The following is a 21,939-nucleotide window of genomic DNA, read 5'->3' on the forward strand; positions in this document are numbered from 1 at the left end:
TGGTGGTCATCTCCGTGCGCGCCGACTCACTTCCGGTCGAGTCGCTCCACCCACCAGGCCACGCGGCCCGCGCCGTCCTCGGCCTGGACGCGCCCGGCCAACGCCTGGGCGCGCCGCCGGTACGACTCGTCCGTCACGGCCTGGCGGATCAGGCCGGCGAGGCGCTCGACGGACAGTTCCGCCAACGGCACCGAGCCGGGGCTGACGCCGACGAGTCGGAGGCGTTCGGCCCACCAGGGCTGGTCGGCGAGCACCGGCGTCAGCACCGCCGGCACGCCCGCGCGCAGCCCGGCGCCCGTGGTGCCGGCGCCGCCGTGGTGGACCACCGCCGCCATGCGGGGGAACAACCAGTCGTGCGGCACGGAGTCGATGCCGAGCACGTCGTCGCCGCTGGCCGTCATCCCGGCCCAGCCGGCCTGGACCACACCCCGGACGCCCACCCGGCGCAGCGCCGCCGCGACGATCCCGGACAGCCGCTCGCTCTCGCCGGGGCTCATGCTGCCGAACCCGACGAACACCGGCGCCGGGCCGGCCGCCAGGAAGTCCACCAGCTCGGCCGGCGGCTCCCATCCCGCCGGGCGCTCCGGCCACCAGTAGCCGACGATCTCCACGCCGGGTCGCCAGTCGCCGGGCCGGGGCACGACCGACGGGCTGAACCCGTGCAGGATCGGGTGCCGGGCGTCCTCCAGCATCTGCGCGCGGACGGCGCCGAGCCGTGCCGGCGGCAGTCCCAGCCGTCGACCGAACTCCTTCAGCTCGTCGTCGAAGGGCGTCGGGACGCGCGTGGCGAGCCGGGTGACGAGCCGGACGCCCCACCGGGGGATGGCCAGCCCGCCGAGGCTGGGCAGGGTGAACTCCGTGGTCGGCACCCCGGGGAACAGCTCCAGCGACACGCTCGGGATGCCCATCGCCTTCGCCACCAGGTACCCGTGGGTCATCACGCCCCGCTGGAGGAGCAGGACGTCGGCGCCCTCGGCGGCGGCGGCGACGTCGTCGCCGAGGTTCGCCATGAGCTGCTGGCCCATGCGGATGTTGTTGCGGATGCCGCGCAGCCCCGTCCCGCCCCGTTGCCACTCCCTGCCCTGCTCGGACGACAACATCGTCCGGGTGTCGCTCGACATGCGCCGGAACTCGCAGCCGGTGGCCCGCACCACGTCGGCGAAGCCCTCCTCGGTCGCGATCGCGACGTCGTGGCCGGCCGCGAGTAACCGCGTCGCCACGCCGGTGTAGGGCGCCACGTCGCCCCGTGAGCCGATCGTCATGATGACGACCTTCATCGTTACCCCCAGTCGCCCGCCTACCGGCGGTGCTCGGCGTCCCACTGCTCGAACATGGGCTCGACCTCCTCGGACAACCACCGGAAGGCCTCGTTGGCGGCCCGCACCCGCGCGGACCGCTCGGGGTCGTCGGGGAGCAGCGCCATGCCCTGCCGGGTGATCTCCAGGAACTCGGACAGCCCGGCGAACCGCTGGCGCATCACCCTCGCCCAGGCGTCGTCCGCGATCCGGTAGTAGGTCGTGCGCTCGCCGGGGCGGGTCACGGCCTGCACGAGGTTCGACGACGTCAGCACCCGCAGGGTGCTGGTCAGCGAGGCCCGGCTCGCCCGGATCGCCTCGGCGATGCCCGCGGCCGACTGCTCCCTCGGCTCGCACACCATCAGCCAGCCCAGCGCGCGCCCCGTGATCGGGGGCCACCCGCTCAGCCGCATGAAGTACGTCGCGACCTGTTCCGCCCACGCCCGCAGCTCGTCGAGCTCCGGCTCACGCCTCTCGGTGCCCATCGCGACTCAGTACAGCAGTGTCAGCGGATGTTGGCAATTACAGCACCTACTGAAATTGGTGTAACGAGCATGACGTGGACGGGACCGCTCGCGGCGAGTACAGAGCGGGTTCTTGCGCGCATGCACGACGTGTTGCGTGCATGCGCGCAAGAGTCGACCAACTAGGGTCTCGAACGGGTGTTCGTCGGAACGGGTGGTCGGCTGGGGCCGAGCCGGGGTGTCGAGGAGGCGCGCGTGCGGGTGCTGGGTGTCGACCCCGGCCTGACCCGGTGCGGGATCGGCGTGGTCGACGGCGGCTCCGGGCGCAGCGTGCGCTGCGTGGACGTCGGGGTGATCCGCACGCCGGTGGACGCCGACCTCGCGCACCGGCTGCTGGCCGTGGCCGAGGGCCTGGAGGAGTGGCTGGACCGGCACCGGCCGCAGGTCGTGGCGATCGAGCGGGTGTTCAGCCAGCACAACGTGCGCACCGTGATGGGCACCGCCCAGGTCAGCGGGATCGTCGCGGTGGCGGCGGCCCGCAGGGGCCTGCCGGTGGCCTTCCACACCCCCAGCGAGGTCAAGGCCGCCGTCACCGGCTCCGGCCGCGCCGACAAGGCGCAGGTCACGACCATGGTCACCCGGTTGCTCCAGCTCGCGGAGGCCCCGAAGCCGGCCGACGCGGCCGACGCGCTGGCCCTGGCCGTGTGCCACCTGTGGCGGGGCCCGATGCTGACCAGGATGGCCGAGGCCGAGGCCAGGGCGGCGGAGCTGGCCAGGGCCCACCGGGCCCGGCTGGCCGAGGCCGCGCGGCGGGCGCCCCGGGCCGGACGCGCCGGGACGGGACGAGCAGAGGCAGGAGGAGCAGGGTGATCGCATCGGTCCGCGGGCCCGTGTTGTCGGTCGGGTTGGACCACGCCGTGGTGGAGGTCGGCGGGGTCGGCCTCGCGGTGCACGCCACCCCCTCGACGCTGGCCGCGCTGCGCAGGGGCGAGGAGGCCGCGCTGGCCACCGCGCTCGTCGTGCGGGAGGACTCGCTCACCCTCTACGGCTTCGCCGACGCCGAGGCGCGGGAGCTGTTCGGCCTGCTCCAGACCGTGACCGGCGTCGGCCCCCGGCTGGCACTGGCCACGCTGGCGGTGCTGGAGCCGGACAAGCTGCGGCACGCGATCTCGGAGGGCAACATCACCGTGCTCACCCAGGTGCCGGGCATCGGGCGCAAGGGCGCGGAGCGGCTGGTGGTCGAGCTGCGGGACAAGATCGGCGCGTTCGGCGCCGCCGAGGGCCCGGCCGGCCCCACCCCCGGCGACACGCGGCGCGTGCGGGCCGAGGTGTGCGAGGCGTTGGTGGGCCTCGGGTTCTCCGCCAAGCAGGCCGAGCAGACCGTCGACGCGGTGCTGGCCGACGGCGAGGTCGCCGCGCGCGACACCTCGGCGGTGCTGCGCAGGGCGCTGGTCGTGCTCGGCCGGAAGAAGTAGGGCGGGTCGAGGGCAGGTCATGGACGACGCCGTGCACGACACCTGGATGCCGGACGAGGCGCCGCTGTCCCCCCACGCCGAGCCCGGCGACCGGGACGTGGAGTCGACCCTGCGCCCCCGCCGGCTGGCCGAGTTCGTCGGCCAGTCCCGGGTGCGCGAGCAGCTCGACCTCGTGCTGGAGGGCGCGCGCCGGCGGGGCGCGCCACCCGACCACGTCCTGCTGTCCGGGCCGCCGGGGCTGGGCAAGACCAGCCTCGCCCTGATCATCGGCGCGGAGCTGGGCAGCGCGGTCCGGGTCACCTCCGGCCCCGCCCTGGAGCGCGCCGGCGACCTCGCCGCGATGCTGTCCAACCTCGTCGAGGGCGACGTGCTGTTCATCGACGAGATCCACCGCATCGCCCGGCCGGCGGAGGAGATGCTCTACCTGGCCATGGAGGACTTCCGGGTCGACGTGGTCGTCGGAAAGGGGCCGGGCGCCACCAGCATCCCGCTGGACATCGCCCCGTTCACCCTGGTGGGCGCGACCACCCGGTCGGGTGTGCTCACCGGCCCGCTGCGGGACCGGTTCGGCTTCACCGCGCACATGGAGTTCTACTCGCCCGAGGAGCTGGAGCGGGTGCTGCGGCGCTCGGCCGCGATCCTGGGCGTGGACCTGCGGCCGGACGGCGCCGAGGAGGTCGCCCGACGCTCCCGGGGCACACCCCGGATCGCCAACCGGCTACTGCGGCGCGTCCGCGACTACGCCGAGGTGCGGGCCGACGGCGCGGTGACCAGGGAGGTCGCCAGGGCCGCCCTGGCCGTCTACGACGTCGACGAGCTGGGGCTGGACCGGCTGGACCGGGCCGTGCTCGACGCGCTGGTGCGGTCCTTCCACGGCGGGCCGGTCGGCGTGTCCACCCTCGCGGTGGCCGTCGGCGAGGAGCCGACGACCGTGGAGGAGGTCTGCGAGCCCTACCTGGTGCGGGCCGGGATGCTGGCCCGAACTCCACGCGGCCGGGTGGCCACCGCCGCCGCGTGGCGGCATCTCGGGCTGGAGCCGCCGGGCCACGCGCCCGGAGAGGATTTGCCCACGTCGTCCGAGGAGTGACCGGGCAGGCCCCGCCGTGACCTCCGCCTCATGCCCCGCGCGCCGCGTTTGGCACACTCGGAGGCGGCACCCCGCAGAACCGGACGAAACAACCAGGCGACGCACCGTCGCCGGAGACGAGAACGATGGACGCCTCCTTCCTCTTCCCCCTTCTGATCATCCTGCTCGCGCTGCCGCTGTTCCTGAGCACCCGCAAGCAGAAGAAGATGATGCAGGAGATGCAGTCCCTGCAGAACTCCCTCGGCCCCGGCGACCGGGTCATGACGACCTCCGGCCTGTACGGCACCGTCGTCGGCACCGACGAGGACACCCTCGACGTCGAGATCGCGCCGGGCGTGGTGACCACCTGGCTGCGGGCGGCCGTGCGGGAGAAGGTGCAGACCGACACCGCCGGGACCGACTCGGCGACCACCGTCGAGGCGACCGAGGAGCCCGCCGCGGAGGCCCCCAAGGACAAGAAGGACGGCCCGCAGGTCGCCCCGCCTCTGGAGCAGGGCAACAACGGCCGGTAAGAATGCGTGAGCGCTCGGTGGGGTGCGGCACACACCGAGCACATCCGATCACCGGTACGCTGCGCCCCCGCCCGGTCTGACGGCTCGCGCTGTCAGACTGGGCGGGGGCGCGCACCGCGTTTCGCGGGGCGTGCCGTTACCGACGTGTGGTTGAGGAGACGGACGCACCGTGGCACCTCCGGCCGGGCAGATCCGCCCAGGGCGATACCTGGCGGCCTTCGCCCTGATCGTCGCCGTGCTCTACGCGCTGGTGTTCTTCACCGGCGATGGCAAGGCGACCCCCAAGTTGGGCATCGACCTGCAGGGCGGGACGCGGGTCACGCTCACCGCGCGCTCCCCTGACGGGACCCCCCCGACCAGGGAGGCGCTGAACCAGGCCAAGGCCATCATCGACCAGCGCGTCAACGGCCTGGGCGTCAACGGCGCCGAGGTCGTCCTGGACGGCAACAACCTGGTCATCACGGTGCCGGGCGAGGAGAGCGACCAGGCGAAGAACCTGGGCCGGACGGCCGAGGTGAACTTCCGCAAGGTCGTCACCGCGCTGCCGGCCGGGCCCCAGCCGACCCAGCCGACCACCCCGCCGGCCCAGTCCTCGGCGCCGGCGGCGCCCTCGGGCGGCGCCAAGCCGCAGGGCCGTCCGCTGCCGGCGGCCGAGCAGCCGCCCTCCGGCGGCCAGCAGCCGCCGACGTCCTCGGCGGCCCCCGCGCCCGCCCAGGACCCCGCCGCCGCGGTCGACCCGAAGGCGGCCGAGGACATCCGCAAGGCCAAGGAGCTGCGGCAGAGCGCCGACCCGGCGGTGCAGCAGCAGGCGCTGGCGCAGCTCGACTGCTCCCAGGCCGACCCGCTGCGCGGCAACGACGACCCGAACCTGCCGCTGGTGACCTGCTCCGAGGACCGGACCGAGAAGTACGTCCTCGACAAGGTCTTCCTGCCGGGCAAGGAGGTCGCCACGGCCAACGCGGTGCCGACCCCGAACGGCCCCGGCTTCATCGTCGAGCTGGACTTCCGCAGCGGCGGCGCCAAGACCTGGGGTGACTTCACCTCCGCCAACGTCGGCCAGCGGGCCGCGTTCGTGCTGGACAGCCAGGTCGTCTCCGCGCCGCGGATCGAGTCCGCCATCCTCGGCGGCAAGACCCAGATCAGCGGCCAGTTCAACCAGCAGTCGGCCACCGAGCTGGCCAACGTGCTGAAGTACGGCGCGCTGCCGCTGTCCTTCGCCGCGTCCGAGGCCGAGACGGTGTCGGCGACGCTGGGCCTCGCCTCGCTCAAGGCGGGTCTGCTCGCCGGCGCGATCGGCCTGGCGCTGGTGTTCGTCTACTGCCTGTTCTACTACCGGGCGCTCGGCGTGCTGACGATCCTGTCGCTGGCCCTGTCCGGCGTACTCGTCTACGCCGTGCTCGTGCTCCTCGGCCGGTGGATGGGCTACACGCTGGACCTCGCCGGCGTCGCCGGCTTCATCGTCTCGATCGGCATCACCGCGGACTCGTTCATCGTGTTCTTCGAACGCCTCAAGGACGAGGTCCGGGAGGGCCGGACGTTCCGGTCCGCGGTGCCGAGGGCGTGGACGCGGGCGCGGCGCACCATCCTGTCCGCCGACACGGTGAGCTTCATGGCCGCCGCGGTGCTGTACGTGCTGGCCGTGGGCCAGGTGAAGGGCTTCGCGTTCACCATGGGCATGTCCACGGTGCTCGACCTCGTGGTCGTGTTCCTGGCGACCCACCCGCTGGTCGTCTACGCGTCCCGGTCCAAGTTCCTGTCCAGCCCCGGGCTGTCCGGCCTCGGTGCGATGCAGCGGATGGGCGCCGCCCAGCGCGCGGCCAACAAGGTCGCCGCGACGACGTCCGCGAAGGAGGCGTGACGTGGCCAGCACCGAGACCACCCGCGACGGGTTCTTCACCCGCCTCTACACCGGCACCGGCGCGCTCGACATCGTCGGCAAGCGCAAGCGCTGGTACGCGGCGATCCTCGTCGTGGCGGTGATCTGCCTCGGCTCGATGGCGATCCGGGGCTTCAACCTGGGCATCGACTTCCAGGGCGGCACCAAGATCCAGATGCCGACGGTCGGCGCGAGCGGCCCGATCGACAGCAAGCGGGTCGAGGAGGTGTTCCACACCGCCCTGAACAAGGAGGTCGCCGCGTCCCAGACGGTGGGCAGCGGCGCCACCGCGAGCATCCAGGTCCGCTCGGAGGCGCTGTCCACCAACGAGGTCGCCAAGCTCAAGCAGGCGCTGTTCGACCAGTTCAAGCCGCTGGGCAGGGACGGCCAGCCCAACATGCAGGCGATCAGCGACAGCCTCGTCAGCGAGTCGTGGGGCGGTGAGATCACCAAGAAGGCGCTGATCGCGCTGGTGGTCTTCCTCGTGCTCGTCTCGCTGTTCCTGGCGTTCTACTTCGAGCGCTGGATGGCGGTGGCCGGCCTCATCGCGCTCGGCCACGACCTGCTGATCACCGCGGGCGTCTACTCGCTGGTCGGCTTCGAGGTCACCCCGGCCACGGTCATCGGCCTGCTGACCATCCTGGGCTTCTCGCTCTACGACACGGTCGTGGTGTTCGACAAGGTCAAGGAGAACACCAGGGGCATCCTCGGGCTGACCCGCCGCACCTACGCGGAGGCGGCCAACCTCGCGGTGAACCAGACCTTCATGCGCTCGATCAACACCACGCTGATCGCGGTGCTGCCGGTGCTCGGCCTGCTGGCGATCGGCGTCGGCCTGCTCGGCGTCGGCACCCTGAAGGACCTGGCGCTGGTGCAGGTGACCGGCATGATCGCCGGCGCGTTCTCGTCGATCTTCCTGGCCACCCCGCTGCTGGTCGACTTCAAGCTGCGGGACAGGGCCTACCAGCAGCAGGCGGCCCGGGTGGCGGCCAGGCGGGCCAAGGCGGCCGGCCGGGAGGCCGGCCAGGCCGAGGGCAACGGCAGCGGCGCTGACGGCGCCGACGACGAGGAGTCGCTGGCCGCCGAGCTGCGGCACGAGCGGGCGCTGGCGGCCGCGGCGAGCGTGCCGGCCAGGACCAGCAGGGCGGCCGACACGCGGCGCACCCGGCGGCCGGCGGGCAAGTCGACCCGCCCGACCGGGAAGCGCGGCCGGTGACCGGAGTGAGGGACGAGGCGATGGCCGACCCGGGTGAGGGGCTGCGCGAGGGCATGGTCCGGCTGGGCCAGGCGCTGGCGACGCTCGGCGAGCTGTCCGGGGACCTGGAGCGGGCCCGCGGCCTGATCAGGGAGGTGCCGGACTTCCCCGAGCCGGGCGTGCTGTTCCGGGACATCAGCCCGGTGCTGGCCGACGCCGAGGCGTTCCGCGCGGTGGTGTACGGCATGGTCCGGCAGGCGCCGGAGTTCGACCTGGTGCTCGGAGTGGAGGCCAGGGGCTTCCTGCTCGGCGCGGCGGTCGCCTACGCCTGCGGCACCGGTGTCGTCGGTGTGCGCAAGCCGGGCAAGCTGCCGGCGGTCGCGCACCGGGTGGACTACACGCTGGAGTACGGCACGGCGACGCTGGAGCTGCCCGAGGACACCGTGCGGCCCGGCCAGCGGGTGCTGGTCGTGGACGACGTGCTGGCCACCGGCGGCACCGTGCTGGCGACCTGCGAGCTGGCCCGCCGGGCCGGCGCCGAGGTGGTCGGCGTGGCGGTGGCGCTGGAGCTGTCGGCGCTGGGCGGCCGGGAGCGGTTGTCCGACCTGCCCCTCCAGGTGGTCTTCACCGCCTGAATCGGCCTGTCGCTCGCGGATGGCCCACCGGGGACTCCCGGTGGGCCATCCGCGTGTTCGGGGCGGAACGAGTCCCTGACGGCCGAGTGCGGCCCTCCTCCCGTGGGCGGGTGCGGGCGGTGCGGCCGCCCTCGTACGGATGACCCTCACACGGGTGGTACTGGGTGGTTCGGGTGAGGCCGCCCGGCGGGCCGCCGACCGGACGCTTCGGCGCGGCTGGTCCGGGGGCGGGCCGGTGGCCGCCGCGGTCGCGCCGTTCGCCGCAGCTCGTCACCCTCTGGGAAGGGAACCCCGCTGCTGAGCGTTATCCTCGACACCCGGGTGCCCGAGGCGCCCGGTGTCGGGTTTCCTCAGCTCGTCCGGGGAGCGGACGGGCCTGGATCGTCAGCCGGGAGCGTGCGTGAGCCAAGACGTCGAGCCCGCCGCGTCGGCACAACCCGTGTCGCCGCGACAGCCGTCGGCCACCCGTCGGGTGCGGGCGCGACTCGCGCGCCGGATCACCGCCCAGCGGGCCGCGCCGGTCAAGCAGGTGCTGGAGCCGCTGGCCGCGGTGCACCGCGAGCTGCACCCCAAGGCCGACCTGGCGTTGCTGCAGCACGCCTACGACGTGGCCGAGGAGCGGCACCGCGGGCAGCGCCGCAAGTCCGGCGACCCCTACATCACCCACCCGCTCGCGGTGGCCACCATCCTCGCCGAGCTGGGCATGGACACGACCACGCTGGTCGCCGCCCTGCTGCACGACACGGTCGAGGACACCGACTACGCCCTCGACCAGATGCGCGCCGACTTCGGCGACGAGGTCGCGCACCTGGTGGACGGCGTCACCAAGCTGGACAAGGTCAAGCTGGGCGCGGCGGCCGAGGCCGAGACCATCCGCAAGATGGTCATCGCCATGGCCAGGGACCCCAGGGTCCTGGTGATCAAGCTCGCCGACCGGCTGCACAACATGCGCACCATGCGGTTCCTGCCGCCGGAGAAGCAGGCCCGCAAGGCGCGGGAGACGCTGGAGGTGCTGGCCCCGCTGGCGCACCGGCTGGGCATGGCCACGGTCAAGTGGGAGCTGGAGGACCTGGCCTTCGCCATCCTCCAGCCGAAGAAGTACGACGAGATCGTCCGGCTGGTGGCCAACCGGGCGCCGTCCCGCGACATCTACCTGCGCAAGGTCATCGCCGAGCTGTCGGCGCACCTCGGCGAGGCGCGGATCACCGCGCGGGTGGAGGGCCGGCCGAAGCACTACTACTCCATCCACCAGAAGATGATCGTGCGGGGCCGCGACTTCGACGACATCCACGACCTGGTGGGCGTGCGCATCCTGGTCGACGAGGTGCGCGACTGCTACGCGGCCATGGGCGTGGTGCACGCGCTGTGGCAGCCGATGCCCGGCCGGTTCAAGGACTACATCGCCCAGCCGCGGTTCGGCGTGTACCAGTCGCTGCACACCACGGTGATCGGGCCGGACGGCAAGCCGCTGGAGGTGCAGATCCGCACCCACGAGATGCACCGCACCGCCGAGTACGGCATCGCGGCGCACTGGCGGTACAAGGAGACCAGGGGCACCCACCGCGGCCGGACCGTCGAGATCGACGAGATGGCCTGGATGCGCCAGCTCCTCGACTGGCAGCGGGAGGCGGCCGACCCCGGCGAGTTCCTGGAGTCGCTGCGGTACGACCTGGCGGCCCTGGAGATCTTCGTCTTCACCCCCAAGGGCGATGTGATCACCCTGCCGGCCGGCTCCACCCCGGTGGACTTCGCCTACGCCGTGCACACCGAGGTGGGCCACCGCTGCATCGGCGCCAGGGTGAACGGCCGGCTGGTCGCGCTGGAGCGCAAGCTGGAGAACGGCGAGGTCGTCGAGATCTTCACCTCGAAGGCCGAGGGCGCCGGCCCGAGCAGGGACTGGCTGTCCTTCGTCTCCTCGCCGAGGGCCAAGACCAAGATCAAGCAGTGGTTCGCCAAGGAGCGCCGCGAGGAGGCCATCGAGGCCGGCAAGGACGGCATCGGCCGCGAGGTGCGGCGGGTGGGCCTGCCGCTGCAGCGCCTGGTGTCGGCCGACTCGATGGCCGCCCTGTCCCGCGAGCTGCGCTACACCGACGTCAGCGCCCTGTACGCGGCGGTTGGCGAGGGGCACGTCTCGGCCAGGCACGTGGTGCAGCGGCTGGTGGCGTTGATCGGCGGCGTGGAGCACGCCGAGGACGAGCTGGCCGAGCGGCTCACCCCGTCCACGGTGGTGCGCCGCCGGGGCGTGGGCGACGCCGGCGTCGTGGTGAAGGACACCAGCGACGTGTGGGTCAAGCTCGCCCGGTGCTGCACGCCGGTGCCCGGCGACGAGATCCTGGGCTTCGTCACCAGGGGCGGCGGGGTCAGCGTGCACCGCACCGACTGCACCAACGCCGACGACCTGCGCTCCGCGCCGGAGCGGCTGGTCGAGGTGGAGTGGGCGCCGTCGTCGTCCTCGGTGTTCCTGGTGGCCATCCAGGTCGAGGCGCTGGACCGGCACCGCCTGCTCTCCGACGTGACGAAGGTGCTGGCCGACGAGCGGGTGAACATCCTGTCGGCCTCGGTCACCACGTCCCGGGACCGGGTGGCGGTCAGCCGGTTCACCTTCGAGATGGGCGACCCCAAGCACCTCGGCCACGTCCTCAAGGCCGTGCGCAACGTCGAGGGCGTCTACGACGTGTACCGCGTCACCTCGGCGTCCTGACGGCCCGGCCGCTGGGCGTCCGGCGCCGAGCGCGCGCCGGACGAGACCGAGCGCGCGGCGGACAGGACAGAACGCCGGAAGACCCTCCGGGCGGCGGTGGACCGCCGGTCCGGAGGGTCTTCCGGGTTCTTCGGGTCTTCCACCGGGCGGCCGGGAGGCCCGGCCGCCCGATCGATCAGTTCGCGACCACGGCCTCGTTGATCGTGATCGGGAGCTTCGGCTTGCCGTCGCCCTCGCCGCGCGCGCCCGCCTCGGGGCCGGCGTTGGCCACCTTGTCGACCGTCTTCAGGCCGTCCTCGCCCACCGAGCCGAACACGGTGTAGTTCGGCGGGAGCTGCGAGTCGCCGTAGACGATGAAGAACTGGCTGCCGTTGGTGTTCGGGCCGGCGTTGGCCATGGCCAGCGTGCCCCGGGTGTACTTCATGTCCGGCTTGGTCTCGTCCTTGAACGAGTAGCCGGGGCCGCCGGAGCCGGTGCCGCTCGGGTCGCCGCACTGCAGGACCTTCAGCCCCTGCGTGGTGGTGAGCCGGTGGCAGGAGGTCTTGTCGAAGTACTTCGCCTTGGCCAGGTGCACGAAGCTCTGCGTGGTGCACGGCGCCTTCGCCCGGTCCAGGGTCAGCGGGACGTCGCCCTGGTCGGTCTTCAGCGTGACCTGCGTGGTGCCCTGGTTGGGCGTGGGGTTGGGGTCGTCGGGCATCCCGACCGCCTTGGCGGCCTTCTCGCCCGGCGTCTCCAGGTAGGCGCACGGCCCACCCGTGGTCTTGCCCTCCGGCGGGGCGGAGCTCTCCGACGACTGCGCCGCCGGCTCCGTCTTGCCGTCGCGCGTCGCCAGGTAGTACACGCCGCCGGCGACGACGACGGTCGCCGCGATGGCGGACACCACCCCCAGCAGCCGGCGCCGCTTGGCGCGTTGGGCACGACGCTCCAGCTGACGCTCCAGCTTCCGCTTCGCGTTCTGGCGGCGCTGCTCGTTGCTCGGCACCTGCTCCTCCCGAAGGTCGACCAACCGCTGGTGACTAGCCGGGGAGTCTAGGGCGACAGGGTGTGAGGTCCGCATTGCGGTCAGGAACGAGCGGTCGACGGGATCGGGTGACGGCCGTGATCGCACCGAAGTGGCTGGGCCCGGTCCTCTAGGCTGGTCGCCGGGCGATTCCATCCGCCAGCTCCCGTCGTGCGCCCGCTGAGGGCTCGTTCTGGAGGTCCGCGCCGTGCTCGTCGTCGGGTTCCCGTCCGGTCCGCTGCAGGCCAACTGCTACCTGTTGGCCCCGGGCGAGGGGGAGGCCTGCGTCGTGGTCGACCCCGGTCAGGACGTGGCGGAGACGCTGGCCGAGCAGCTGAGGAAGCACCGGCTGACGCCGGTCGCGGTCCTGCTCACGCACGGCCACTTCGACCACTGCTTCTCGGTCGCCCCGGTCTGCGACGGGCACGACATCCCGGCGTGGGTGCACCCGGAGGACCGGGGGCTGCTCAGCGACCCCGGCCGGGGGCTGGGCGTGGCGACGCGCGCGATGTTCGGCGGCTCCCTGGAGATGCGGGAGCCGGCCGAGGTGCGGGAACTGGCCGACGGCGCCGAGCTGGACCTGGGCGGCCTGCGGGTCTCGGTCGCCCACACCCCTGGCCATACCGGCGGGTCGGTGTCGTTCCACACCGGCACGGAGGAGGGCGGGCGGCTGATGCTGTCCGGCGACACCCTCTTCGCCGGGTCGATCGGACGCACCGACCTGCCGGGCGGCGACCACCAGCAGATGCTGGAGACGCTGCGCACCAGGGTGTTGCCGTTGCCGGACGACACCGTGGTGCTCCCCGGCCACGGACCCACGACGACCATCGGGCGCGAGCGCGTGAGCAACCCGTTCCTGCGGGGGCTGGGCTCTGTCGACCAGACCGACCCCGCTGACGCCGACGCGCCGGCCGCACCGCACCGAGGACTGTGAACGAGAGCAGATGAGCACCTTCACCGCCCCCAAGGGCATCCCCGAGTACTACCCGCCGCAGTCGGCGGCCTTCCTCGCCGTCCGGGAGACGCTGGCCGAGGCGGTCCGGCGCGCCGGCTACGGCTACGTCGAGCTGCCGGTGTTCGAGGACACCACGTTGTTCGCCCGCGGCGTCGGCGAGTCCACCGACGTCGTGACCAAGGAGATGTACACCTTCGCCGACCGGGGCGGCCGGTCGGTGACGCTGCGCCCGGAGGGCACCGCCGGCGTCATGCGGTCGGTGATCGAGCACGGCCTGGACCGCGGCCAGCTCCCGGTGAAGCTGTTCTACACCGGCCCGTTCTTCCGCTACGAGCGCCCGCAGGCCGGCCGCTACCGGCAGTTGCAGCAGCTCGGCGTCGAGGCGATCGGCGTGGACGACCCGGCGCTGGACGCCGAGGTGATCGCGATCGCCGACGCCGGCTACCGCGCGCTCGGGCTCTCCGGCTACCGGGTCGAGCTGACCACCCTGGGCGACGCGACCTGCCGGCCGGCCTACCGGGAGAAGCTGCAGGAGTTCCTGCGGAAGCTGCCGCTGGACCCGGAGACCCGGCAGCGGGCCGAGGTCAACCCGCTGCGCGTGCTGGACGACAAGCGGCCCGAGGTCAGGGACATGGTCGAGGACGCGCCGCTGATGGTCGACCACCTGTCGCCGGAGTGCCGCGAGCACTACGAGCAGGTCAAGGGGCACCTCACCGACCTCGGGGTGAAGTTCGTCGAGAACCCGCGGCTGGTGCGCGGCCTGGACTACTACACCAAGACCACGTTCGAGTTCGTGCACGACGGGCTGGGCGCGCAGTCCGGCATCGGCGGCGGCGGCCGGTACGACGGCCTGATGGCCGAGCTGGGCGGCCAGCCGCTGTCCGGCGTCGGCTTCGGCCTCGGCGTGGACCGCACCCTGCTGGCCTGCCAGGCCGAGGGCCTGACCGTGGGCGACCAGGCGCGCTGCGACGTGTTCTGCGTGCCGCTGGGCGAGGCCGCCAAGGCTCGGGTCGTGGCGCTGGCCGGGCAGTTGCGCGCCGCCGGGGTCCGGGTCGACCTCGCCTACGGCGGCAAGGGCCTCAAGGGCGCGATGAAGGCGGCGGACCGGTCCGGCGCGCGGTTCGCGCTCGTGCTGGGCGAGCGGGACCTCGCCGAGGGCGCGGCCCAGCTCAAGGAGCTGGCCAGCGGCGAGCAGCGGCCGGTGGGCCTGGACGCGGCCGTGCCGGCCGTGCTGCGCGCGTTGGGGAGGGCGACCGAGCGGTGACCGGGCAGCAGCGGCAGGAGGTCGTTCCCCTGGACCTGCTCGACGCACCGGTGGTGCGTCGGCGGGCGTGGTCCGTCGCGCTGGGCGGGCTCCTGGTGGGCGCCGCGTTCGGCGGGATCGTGGGCCTGTTCGGCGGCGGGGCCGCCGGTCTGGTCACCGCCGGGGTGATCGGCCTCCCGCTGCTGCTGCTCGCGGCCGCGGAGGCGCGCCGTCGGACCTGGCTGTCCGACGGCGTCCTCTCCGTGCGCGCGCTCGGCACGCGTCGGGTCGAGCTCGCGGGCGCGACGCTGGACCTGCTCGTCACCGACGCGCGCGGGGTGCGCACGATCGGGATGCTGGTGAGCGGGCGCGGCCGGGCGATCAACCTCGCCCTGGCGATGTACGCCGGGACCGGCGGTCGGGAGCTGGGCATCATGCCGCTGCGGCGGCTGGCCGACGCGCTGGCCGCGACCGGGGACGCGTCCGGGCTGGTGTTCGCGCAGTTGCTCGTCGCCCAGCTCCGCGCGGAGGCCAGGGGCGACGCGCCGCCGGAGCGCCCGCTGTACCAGATCGCGTCGCTGGCGCCCTCGGGTCGGCTCGCGCAGAAGCTGACCTCCCAGGTCGTGGCGCGGTTCGTCACCACCCTCGACTGAGGTCTCCCGGTCGGAGAACTTCCGCCCGGCGCGCGGCCTGGTGATCCTCTCGGGGGGATCTGCTCCTCCGTGCCGCGGTTCGGAGGCTGCGATCCAGAGGTGGTTCCAGGCCGTGCGAGCGCTGGTTCCGCGGGCTGTGCCCTGTCCGCGTGCGTGGTCAGGGCGAAGGGCGGCGCGAGGGCGGAAGGGGAGCGCGTCGCGACGTCACGTGGTCGACCCGGGGGATCGGCGCGGTCGGCGGGTCGGCGTCCAGCACCCGACGACGGGTCGTGGCGGTCGGCCACACCGGTTCCTCGTCGTGGCGTCGTTCTTCCCGGTCCCGGTCCCGGTCCCGGTCCCGGTCCCGGTCCCGGGGCGCGGGAGCGCGGTCCGGTGCCCTTCGCGCGGCCGTGACCGTGGCCGTGGCTGCGGCCTTACCGATCTCCGTGCCGGCATCCCGGCCTTCGTCCGCCTTCACCGAAGCCGACGATCGGTCGTCGGACTCGGGCGCGTCCTCGCCGTCGGTGGCGGGATCGCGGGGGACGCCGGCCTTCCCGGCGTCCTCGTCGGCGTGATCGGAGGGCGGCGGCGGCTCGTGCACGGCGACCCACGCGGCCAGGGCCGTGGTGACCGGCACGGCCGCCACCAGACCCACGCTGCCGACCAGGGTCCGCACCACCTCGGACGCGACGACCTGGGCGGTCACCACCTCGCCGAAGCTCCGGCCGGACACCGAGTAGGCCAGCAGCATCGGCAGCGCCGCGCCCGCGTAGGCCATGAACAACGTGTTCACCGCCGAGCCCACGTGGTCGCGCCCGATCCGCAGCCCCGCCGCGTAGAGCTGCCGCCAGCCCAGCGCGGGGTTGGCCCGGCGCAGCTCCCACACCGCGCTGGCCTGGGTGACGGTCACGTCGTCCAGCACGCCGAGCGCGCCGATGATCACCCCGGCCAGCAGCAGGCCCCTGGCGTCGATGCCGTGCCCGAGCAGGCCGATGAGGTTCGCCGTGTCCTCGTCGAGGCCGGTCAGCTTGGTCGCGGCGGCGAAGGCCCAGCCCAGCGCGCCGATCACGACGAGGCTCGCCAGCGTGCCCAGCACGGCGGTGGAGGTGCGCGCGCTGCGCCCGTGGGTCAGGTACAGCGCGACGAACATGATCACGCCGGAGGCGACCACCGCCACCGCGACCGGGCTCCGGCCGGCCAGGATCGCCGGCAGCACGAACCAGGTCAGCACCCCGAAGCTGATCACCAAGGCGCCGAGCGCGGCCAGTCCCCGCCACCGGGCCAGCACGAGCACGGCCAGCGCGAACACCGCGCCGAGGGCCGCGAGCGGCCAGCCGCGCTGGAAGTCGACGAGCTGGTAGGCGGTCGGGTCCCTGGGGTCGGCGCCCCCGTAGGCCAGCACCACGTGGTCGCCGACCGAGTAGTGCGGCGTGCTGGGCTCCTGGGGCATCCGCTGCTGGATCAACAGGCCGACGGCCGGGCCGTCGGTGAGCCGCACGGTGACGTTCAGGCAGTCCTTGGCCTCGCCCCTGCCGTGCGGCGCGGGCGGTGGCTGCTCGCCCGCCGTGCACGGGCCGCCCACCACCGCCGTGACCTCGGCCCGCACCGGCATCTGGTGCGCGCCGAGCTTCTCGCTGGTTCCCGGGCTCTCCCCGAACGGGTGGAGCAGGAGCACGCCGACCAGCGACGCGAGCGCGCACGGCACGAGCAGGGCGGCGAGCAGGAGGCGCACCCGACGCGAGGCGGGTGCGGCGGGTCTGTGCCCGTGGCCGTGGCCGTGCCCGTGGTCGGGGACGTCGGTCGTCCGGCGGGCACGGCGGGGGGAACGCGGCGTGGCGGTCGCCGGGGACCGGGTCCCGGAGCCCGGCGACCGCCGCTCGTCGCTGGTCGTCACCCGTCACATAGTGCCTACCGCCGTCGCGGGGCCACCGACGTGGTGTCGTGCGCCGGGTCGTGGCGTCCCGTGACGAACCCGGCCAGCCGCTCCCCGACGACCATGCAGGTCAGGTTCGGGTTGACCGAGGGCATGCTCGGGAAGACCGAGGCGTCCGCCACCCGCAGGCCGTCGACGCCGAGCACCCGCAGCTCCGGGTCGACCACGGTGGTGGCCGCGTCGGGCGCGCCCATCCGGCAGGTGCCGGCGGGGTGGTAGACGGTGTTGGCGGTCCGCCGCACGTACTCCGACAGCTCCGCGTCGTCCACCATGGCCGCCCCCGGGGACAGCTCCTTGCCCACCCAGTCGCGCAGCGGGGCCTGGGCCGCGATCTCCCTGGCCAGGTGCACGCCGGCGAGCATGATCCGCTCGTCGTACCCCTCCGGGTCGGTGAAGTACCGGAAGTCGATCACGGGTGGGGCGGCCGGGTCGGCCGACCGCAGCCGGACCACGCCCTCGCTGCGAGCCCGCGCCACGTTCGGCGTCAGCGAGAAGCCGTGCTCGGCGGTGGGGAAGCCAGCCGGCCCGGTCTGGAGGTCGAACACCTCCAGGCCGAGGTGGAGCATCAGGTCCGGGTGGTACGGGTCCAGCACGTGCGCGAAGACGCCGACCTCCCAGAGCTGGGCGCTGGGGAAGTCCAGCGGGCGCTGGGACTCCCAGTTCAGCACGCCCTCCGGGTGGTCGAGCAGGTGCTCGCCGACCGGTAGGTCGACCAGCACGTCGACGCCCAGCGCGCGGAGCTGGTCGGCGGGCCCGATGCCGGACAGCATCAGCAACTTCGGGGTGTCGAACGCGCCGGCCGAGAGCACGACCTCGCGTCGCGCGCGCAGGATGCCCCGGTCGGTGGCGACCCCGGTGGCGCGGCCGCGCTCCACCAGCACCCGGGTCGCGCGGGTGTCGGTGAGGACGGTCAGCTCCGGCGGCACCGCGACCAGCGGGTGCAGGTAGGACACCGACGACGACTGGCGGACGCCGTCCCGTGCGTTCAGCTGGAACCGGCCGGCGCCGGCCCGCAGCCGCCCGTCCTGGTTGAACCGCACCGTCGGCAGCCCCAGCGCGGCGCACGCGTCGAGCACGGCGTGGTTCAGCGGGTTGTCCTCCGGCGGCTCGGCGACGGGGACGCGGGCGCGGACGGCGGCCACGGCGGGCGCGACCGCCGCCGGGCCCCACCCGGCCGCGCCGAGCCGCTCCCACTCCCGCAGATCCTGGTCCGGCGGGAAGAACGCGATGCACGAGTTGTGCGACGAACAGCCGCCGAGCACCTTCGCCCGCGCGTGCCGGATGCGGCCGTTGCCCCTGGCCTGGGGCTCGATGCGGTAGTCGTAGTCGTACTCCGACTCCAGCAGCTCGGTCCACCGGCGCAGCCGCAGCACCTCGTCGCGGCCCTCGTCCGACGGCCCGGCCTCGACCAGGGCGACGGCGCCCGCGCCGAGCTCGGCCAGCCGCCGCGCCGCGACCGCCCCCGCGCTGCCGCCGCCCACGACGACGACGTCGAACTCCCCCAGGAGCTGGTGCCTGCCGGTCACGCGGCGCCCCCTCCGCCGGCGGCCAGCCAGCCCGACCGGGCCGGCCGCAGGTTGTGGTAGACGTGCTTGGCCTCCGTGTACTCCTCCAGCCCGGTCGGCCCCAGCTCCCGCCCGACGCCGGACTGCTTGAAACCGCCCCACTCGGCCTGCGGGACGTAGGGGTGGTAGTCGTTGATCCACACGGTGCCGTGCCGCAGCCGCCGGGCCACGCGCCGCGCGCGACCGGCGTCGCCGGTCCACACGGCGCCGGCCAGGCCGTAGACGGTGTCGTTGGCCATGGCCACCGCCTCGTCCTCGGTGTCGAAGACCTCGACGGTCATGACCGGGCCGAAGACCTCCTCGCGCACGGCGGTCATCTCGGCGCGGCAGCCGTCGAGCACGGTCGGCAGGTAGTACCAGCCGTCGGCCAGCGCGGCGTCCTCCGGCGGCCGGCCGCCGGCCCGCAGCACCGCGCCCTCCGCGAGGGTGGCCTCGACGAGCCCGGCCACCTTCTCCCGGTGCGCGCGCGAGATGAGCGGTCCACAGTGGACGACGGAGCCGTTCTGTCCACTGTGGACCTTCTCGGAGAACCCGTCGCCGAGCCGGATCTCCCCGACCCGGTCCACGAGCGCGGCCACGAACCGCTGGTGCAGCTCGCGCTGCACCAGCAGCCGCGCGCCCGCCGAGCAGACCTGGCCGGCGTGGAAGAACGCCGCGCTGAGCGCGTTGTCCACCGCGGCGTCGAAGTCGGCGTCGGCGAAGACCACGTTGGGGTTCTTGCCGCCCAGCTCCAGGGCCACCTTCTTCACCGTCGCCGCGGCGTCGGCCATGATCCGCCGGCCCGTGGCCAGACCGCCCGTGAACGACACCATGTCCACGTCCGCGTCGGTGACCATCGCCCTGCCCACCGGATCGCCCGCGCCCAGCACGACGTTGAGCACGCCGGGCGGGAGCAGCGGCGCGGCGAGCTCGGCGAGCCGCAGGGTCGTCAACGGGGTCAGCTCGCTGGGCTTGAGCACCACCGTGCAGCCCGCGGCCAACGCCGGCGCGAGCTTCCACGACGCCTGCAACAACGGGTAGTTCCACGGCGTGATCTGCGCGCACACCCCGACCGGCTCGCGCACCACCTCGCTGGCCACGTCCGGCCCCGGCGGCTCCACCGTGCGCCCGGACAGCGCCGGCCCGAGACCGCCGTAGTAGCGGAAGACCGCTGCGACGTCGGCCATGTCCTGACGGCTGTCCGCCAACGGCTTGCCGGTGTCCAGGCTCTCCAGCTCGGCGAGCTCGTCGGTGTGCTCCCGCACCAGCTCGCCGATGCGGGTCACCACCTCGCCCCGCTCCGCGGCGGGCAGCGCGGGCCACGGCCCGGAGTCGAACGCGCGCCGGGCGGCCGCCACGGCGGCGCGCACGTCCTCGGCCGTCGCCTCCGCCACCACGGCGACGACGCGGTCGTCGTGCGGGCAGCGCACCTCGCGAGTGCCACCGGTGCCTGCGGTGTTGGCGGTGTTGGTCCACCGACCGTCGATCAACAGGCCGCTCGGCGTTCCTGCCGTGCGGGTCATGCGGTCACCTCCTGGGTTTCCGGGCTGGCCAGCCCGATCGCGCGGCGTTCCGGGGAGTCCGGACGCAGGGCCGACAGCGGGACCGGCGGGTCCGCGCGCCGGGTCAGCCGGGACACCGCCAACGTGGTGGCCAGCCCGGCCACCATCGCCACGGTGCGGAACGGGAAGAGCACGGCGCCGTCCTCCTGCCACGGCCACGGCAGCAGCGCCGGCAGGCCGAAGGTCGGCTCGCCGCCGCTGACGCGCAGCAGCAGGCCCACAGCGAACCCGGACAGCACGCCGGTCCGGTTGGCGAAGGGGACGAACAACGCGCACACCAGCATCGGGAACAGCAGCACGTAGACCAGGTCGCTGGCCAGGTACCAGAGCTGGTAGACGCTGCCCACGTTGAGCGCGAGCACGGTGGCGGCGGCCCCGACGAGCACGCCGACCCGGCGCACCACGCGGCGCACCCGCTCGTCGCCGGCCTTCGGGTTGACCAGCCGGCGGTAGAGGTTCCAGCCGCCCATCGAGGCGGCGGACAGGATCGAGGCGTCCACACTGGACATCACCGCGGCGGCCATCGCGCCCAGCGCGACGATCGCGACGGCCGTGGGCAGCAGGTAGCGCAGCACGTACGGCACGGTCAGCGCCGGGTTGTCCATCGGGGGCGCGCCGTGCGCGGTGAAGTCCGCCGCCGAGGCGATCACGCCGAACAGCGCCGGCGGGATCGCGGCCACGACGCACAGACCGCTGGCGGCGAAGGAGAGCCGGCGCGCGGTGCGTTCGTCCTTACTGGACAGAACGCGCTGGAAGTACACCTGCCACGGGATGCCGCCCATGACCAGCAGCAGCCCCATGTCCCACCAGTTCCACCACTTCGGCCCCCACGCCGGGTCGTCCCACCCGGTCAGCGGCGGGAACAGCGAGGCGTAGCCGCCCAGGTTGGCGGAGTAGGAGTCCCACGCGGCGCCCAGGCCGCCGACCGCGCCGGCGGCGAACGGCAGCGCGAGGAACAGGCCGACGAAGATCACGACGATCTGCGCGACGTCGGTGAGCGCCACCGACCACGCGCCGCCGGCGACCGTGTAGGCGATGCCGATCGCCGCCGAGATGATGATCGCCGGCGTGAAGTCCAGGCCGACGATGACGGCGAACGTGGTGCCCAGCGCGGTGAGGATCGCGCCGGACCAGAACACCTCGCCGAGTACGGCCGGGACCGAGCCCAGCCCGGCCACCCGCTTGCCGAAGCGGATGTCCATCGGGTCGAGCATGGTCATGAAGCGGCCCCGCCGCATGGGGCCGGCGAAGAACAGCCCGCCGACGAGCATGCTCAACGCGTAGCCCCACGGCGCCTGGGCGAAGACCAGGCCGCGGGAGGCGGTGGCCTCGGCGGTGCCGCTGATGTAGCCGCCGTCGACCCAGGTGGCGGTCATGGTGCACACGCCGATCCACAGCGGCAGGCTGCGGCCGGCGACCAGGGTCTCGGCCAGGTTGCTCGCTCTGCGCGCCGCGACGACGGCGCCGAGCCAGTAGAAGACGCCGTAGAAGGCGAACATCGCGAGCAGCGCCGGCCAGGAGACCCGGGGCTGGGTGAGGGCGATGTAGACCGCGGCGGCCGCCAGCCCGAGCCCGAACACCCCGAGGGTGATCAGTCGGGAGGGGCCGCGGCCGGCCGCGGCGCGGTCGCTGGGGGTCGGTTCGGTCGTGCTCGTCGCCGGGACGGACACACCTCTCCTTCCGTCGGTGATCAGAACCGCCGATCGACGCTAGACCAAAAGTGGGACGCACGTCCCGGTTTGGGTGGCGAACTGTGACCTTCGCGACCGGCTCCACCCGGTAACGAATCACGGGCGCTGAACGAAGTAAGACGCCGTCGTCGCAGGTGGC

18 protein-coding genes are annotated in these 21,939 nt (G+C 73.6%); 11 read left to right on the top strand and 7 right to left on the bottom strand.

Annotated elements, in window-relative coordinates; translation table 11 throughout:
* Positions 1 to 26 precede the first annotated feature (26 nt).
* Positions 27 to 1,262: a glycosyltransferase gene (locus tag BUE43_RS21120; RefSeq protein WP_234995820.1), complete on the bottom strand. Its 1,236-nt coding sequence runs from the start codon at positions 1,260 to 1,262 to the stop codon at positions 27 to 29.
* Positions 1,263 to 1,297: 35 nt separating this feature from the next.
* The gene (locus BUE43_RS21125) at positions 1,298 to 1,780 is read right to left on the bottom strand and encodes a GbsR/MarR family transcriptional regulator (RefSeq protein ID WP_073485815.1); all 483 of its coding nucleotides are present in this window, start codon (positions 1,778 to 1,780) and stop codon (positions 1,298 to 1,300) included.
* A gap of 234 nt (positions 1,781 to 2,014) precedes the next feature.
* Here BUE43_RS21125 and ruvC point away from each other — a divergent pair, with 234 nt between their 5' ends.
* The 8 genes from ruvC (at position 2,015) to BUE43_RS21165 (ending at position 11,240) form a co-directional block, all read left to right on the top strand.
* Entirely contained in the window at positions 2,015 to 2,629 is a 615-nt protein-coding gene (gene ruvC / locus BUE43_RS21130; RefSeq protein ID WP_073485817.1) for a crossover junction endodeoxyribonuclease RuvC, read from the top strand.
* Positions 2,626 to 3,234, top strand: a complete 609-nt coding sequence (ruvA, locus tag BUE43_RS21135; protein WP_073485819.1) for a Holliday junction branch migration protein RuvA — start codon at positions 2,626 to 2,628, stop codon at positions 3,232 to 3,234. The genes ruvC and ruvA overlap by 4 nt, the downstream gene beginning before the upstream one ends.
* A 46-nt stretch (positions 3,235 to 3,280) precedes the next feature.
* Positions 3,281 to 4,321: a Holliday junction branch migration DNA helicase RuvB gene (ruvB, locus tag BUE43_RS21140; protein WP_407697135.1), complete on the top strand. Its 1,041-nt coding sequence runs from the start codon at positions 3,281 to 3,283 to the stop codon at positions 4,319 to 4,321.
* A 125-nt stretch (positions 4,322 to 4,446) separates the two neighbouring features.
* Positions 4,447 to 4,833, top strand: a complete 387-nt coding sequence (gene yajC / locus BUE43_RS21145) for a preprotein translocase subunit YajC (RefSeq protein WP_073485823.1) — start codon at positions 4,447 to 4,449, stop codon at positions 4,831 to 4,833.
* Positions 4,834 to 5,002: 169 nt separating this feature from the next.
* The gene (secD, locus tag BUE43_RS21150; protein WP_073485825.1) at positions 5,003 to 6,691 is read left to right on the top strand and encodes a protein translocase subunit SecD; all 1,689 of its coding nucleotides are present in this window, start codon (positions 5,003 to 5,005) and stop codon (positions 6,689 to 6,691) included.
* Position 6,692: 1 nt separating this feature from the next.
* Positions 6,693 to 7,925 (top strand): protein translocase subunit SecF, encoded by a 1,233-nt coding sequence (gene secF, locus BUE43_RS21155; RefSeq protein ID WP_073485827.1) that lies wholly within the window; start codon positions 6,693 to 6,695, stop codon positions 7,923 to 7,925.
* 53 nt (positions 7,926 to 7,978) lie between these two features.
* Complete coding sequence (locus tag BUE43_RS21160; protein WP_073486189.1) at positions 7,979 to 8,539, top strand: adenine phosphoribosyltransferase; 561 nt, start codon at positions 7,979 to 7,981, stop codon at positions 8,537 to 8,539.
* Positions 8,540 to 8,939: 400 nt separating this feature from the next.
* Entirely contained in the window at positions 8,940 to 11,240 is a 2,301-nt protein-coding gene (locus tag BUE43_RS21165; RefSeq protein WP_073485829.1) for a RelA/SpoT family protein, read from the top strand.
* 175 nt (positions 11,241 to 11,415) lie between these two features.
* Here BUE43_RS21165 and BUE43_RS21170 read toward each other — a convergent pair whose 3' ends face one another.
* The gene (locus BUE43_RS21170; RefSeq protein WP_327083470.1) at positions 11,416 to 12,246 is read right to left on the bottom strand and encodes a peptidylprolyl isomerase; all 831 of its coding nucleotides are present in this window, start codon (positions 12,244 to 12,246) and stop codon (positions 11,416 to 11,418) included.
* Between the two features lie 202 nt (positions 12,247 to 12,448).
* On the opposite strand from BUE43_RS21170, the gene BUE43_RS21175 reads away from it, so the two are divergent.
* Genes BUE43_RS21175 through BUE43_RS21185 form a run of 3 tightly spaced genes read left to right on the top strand, consistent with a single transcriptional unit; the run spans position 12,449 to position 15,091 of the window.
* On the top strand, positions 12,449 to 13,174 hold the full coding sequence (locus tag BUE43_RS21175) for an MBL fold metallo-hydrolase (protein WP_073485833.1): 726 nt from the start codon (positions 12,449 to 12,451) through the stop codon (positions 13,172 to 13,174).
* A gap of 10 nt (positions 13,175 to 13,184) precedes the next feature.
* A complete protein-coding gene (gene hisS / locus BUE43_RS21180) occupies positions 13,185 to 14,459 on the top strand; it encodes a histidine--tRNA ligase (RefSeq protein WP_073485835.1) in 1,275 nt (424 codons plus the stop codon).
* Positions 14,456 to 15,091: a hypothetical protein gene (locus BUE43_RS21185; RefSeq protein ID WP_073485837.1), complete on the top strand. Its 636-nt coding sequence runs from the start codon at positions 14,456 to 14,458 to the stop codon at positions 15,089 to 15,091. Before hisS ends, BUE43_RS21185 begins: the two co-directional genes overlap by 4 nt.
* Positions 15,092 to 15,248: 157 nt before the next feature.
* Here the strand turns inward: BUE43_RS21185 and BUE43_RS21190 are convergent, their stop codons facing one another.
* From BUE43_RS21190 to BUE43_RS21205, 4 genes are read right to left on the bottom strand one after another with little or no spacing between them, the layout of a single operon-like run.
* Complete coding sequence (locus tag BUE43_RS21190) at positions 15,249 to 16,964, bottom strand: YibE/F family protein (RefSeq protein ID WP_073485839.1); 1,716 nt, start codon at positions 16,962 to 16,964, stop codon at positions 15,249 to 15,251.
* 14 nt (positions 16,965 to 16,978) lie between these two features.
* Positions 16,979 to 18,529, bottom strand: a complete 1,551-nt coding sequence (locus tag BUE43_RS21195; RefSeq protein ID WP_200797610.1) for a GMC family oxidoreductase — start codon at positions 18,527 to 18,529, stop codon at positions 16,979 to 16,981.
* The gene (locus BUE43_RS21200) at positions 18,526 to 20,070 is read right to left on the bottom strand and encodes an aldehyde dehydrogenase family protein (protein ID WP_083959887.1); all 1,545 of its coding nucleotides are present in this window, start codon (positions 20,068 to 20,070) and stop codon (positions 18,526 to 18,528) included. Before BUE43_RS21200 ends, BUE43_RS21195 begins: the two co-directional genes overlap by 4 nt.
* Positions 20,067 to 21,779, bottom strand: a complete 1,713-nt coding sequence (locus tag BUE43_RS21205; protein ID WP_200797611.1) for a high affinity choline transporter 1 — start codon at positions 21,777 to 21,779, stop codon at positions 20,067 to 20,069. The genes BUE43_RS21200 and BUE43_RS21205 overlap by 4 nt, the downstream gene beginning before the upstream one ends.
* Positions 21,780 to 21,939: the final 160 nt, after the last annotated feature.

Origin of the sequence: Streptoalloteichus hindustanus (genome assembly GCF_900129375.1) — a bacterium.
In the GTDB taxonomy this organism is placed as follows: domain Bacteria; phylum Actinomycetota; class Actinomycetes; order Mycobacteriales; family Pseudonocardiaceae; genus Streptoalloteichus; species Streptoalloteichus hindustanus.

What these genes read in the sequence shown, in the direction of transcription:
- yajC (WP_073485823.1), top strand. Translation starts at nt 4,447, where the DNA reads ATGGACGCCTCCTTCCTCTTCCCCCTTCTGATCATCCTGCTCGCGCTG.
- BUE43_RS21125 (WP_073485815.1), bottom strand. Translation starts at nt 1,780, where the DNA reads ATGGGCACCGAGAGGCGTGAGCCGGAGCTCGACGAGCTGCGGGCGTGG.
- ruvB (WP_407697135.1), top strand. Translation starts at nt 3,281, where the DNA reads ATGCCGGACGAGGCGCCGCTGTCCCCCCACGCCGAGCCCGGCGACCGG.
- BUE43_RS21200 (WP_083959887.1), bottom strand. Translation starts at nt 20,070, where the DNA reads ATGACCCGCACGGCAGGAACGCCGAGCGGCCTGTTGATCGACGGTCGG.
- BUE43_RS21120 (WP_234995820.1), bottom strand. Translation starts at nt 1,262, where the DNA reads ATGACGATCGGCTCACGGGGCGACGTGGCGCCCTACACCGGCGTGGCG.
- BUE43_RS21160 (WP_073486189.1), top strand. Translation starts at nt 7,979, where the DNA reads ATGGTCCGGCTGGGCCAGGCGCTGGCGACGCTCGGCGAGCTGTCCGGG.
- hisS (WP_073485835.1), top strand. Translation starts at nt 13,185, where the DNA reads ATGAGCACCTTCACCGCCCCCAAGGGCATCCCCGAGTACTACCCGCCG.